Consider the following 1,532-nt stretch of genomic DNA (forward strand, 5'->3'; position numbering starts at 1 on the left):
GTGAAGCCGTCGGGAGCGACCGCGTCATCACCCGGCAACACCACCACCACATCAACCGGACCCACCGGCCCCGGCGGCGTCACCACCGTCAACGACGTACCCGACGGATCCACCACCAGATCAGTCCCCGGCACACCACCGAACGTCACATCAGTCGCCCCGGTGAACCCGGAACCCGTGACCGTCACCGTGGTACCACCCGTGTTCGGACCCGAATCCGGAACCACCGAATCAATCGTCGGCGGCACATAGGTGAAGATCCCCGCATCCGCAGTACCAGCCGGGAACACCAACACCACATCAGCCGGACCAGCAGCACCCGGCGGAGTCACCACCGTGATCTCCGTACCAGCCGGATTCACCGCGAACCCCGTACCCGCCACGCCATCAAACGTGACACCGGTCGCCCCAGCGAAACCCGAACCAGTAATCGTCACCGTGGTACCACCAGACGTCGGCCCGAAATCAGGATCCAGACCCGTCACCACCGCATCCGAACCATCAGCCAGATACGTGTACGCCAACGGATCAGTCGAACCACCATCAGTGGTCACCACCACATCCACCACACCAGGCGCATGCGCCGGAGTCACCGCCGTCAACGACGTACCCGACGGATCCACCACCACATCAGTGGCCGGCAACCCATCAAACGTCACCGACGTGTCACCCGGCACAAACCCCGTACCCGTGATCGTCACCGGCTGACCACCAGACTGCGGACCAGAATCCGGATCAATCGACGACGCCGTCGGCGGCGCGACGACATAAGTGAAGCCGTCCGGAGCGACCGCGTCGTCACCCGGCAGCACCACCACCACATCAACCGGACCCACCGGCCCCGGCGGCGTCACCACCGTCAACGACGTACCCGACGGATCCACCACCAGATCAGTCCCCGGCACACCACCGAACGTCACATCAGTCGCCCCGGTGAACCCGGAACCCGTGACCGTCACCGTGGTACCACCCGTGTTCGGACCCGAATCCGGAACCACCGAATCAATCGTCGGCGGCACATAGGTGAAGATCCCCGCATCCGCAGTACCAGCCGGGAACACCAACACCACATCAGCCGGACCAGCAGCACCCGGCGGAGTCACCACCGTGATCTCCGTACCAGCCGGATTCACCGCGAACCCCGTACCCGCCACGCCATCAAACGTGACACCGGTCGCCCCAGCGAAACCCGAACCAGTAATCGTCACCGTGGTACCACCAGACGTCGGCCCGAAATCAGGATCCAGACCCGTCACCACCGCATCCGAACCATCAGCCAGATACGTGTACGCCAACGGATCAGTCGAACCACCATCAGTGGTCACCACCACATCCACCACACCAGGCGCATGCGCCGGAGTCACCGCCGTCAACGACGTACCCGACGGATCCACCACCACATCAGTGGCCGGCAACCCGTCAAACGTCACCGCCGTGTCACCCGGCACAAAACCCGAACCAGTGATCGTCACCGTCTGACCACCAGACTGCGGACCAGAATCCGGATCAATCGACGACGCAGTCGGCGGCGC

General features: G+C 64.0%; 1 protein-coding gene. It reads right to left on the reverse strand.

What is annotated here, in order from left to right:
* Positions 1–1,472: IPT/TIG domain-containing protein (locus tag ACFHWS_RS28425; RefSeq protein WP_416569570.1), on the reverse strand; the 1,472-nt coding region annotated here is incomplete at its 3' end.
* Between the last annotated feature and the right edge of the window lie 60 nt (positions 1,473–1,532).

This window comes from Micromonospora sp. LOL_013, assembly GCF_048060315.1.
In the GTDB taxonomy this organism is placed as follows: Bacteria; Actinomycetota; Actinomycetes; order Mycobacteriales; family Micromonosporaceae; genus Micromonospora_E.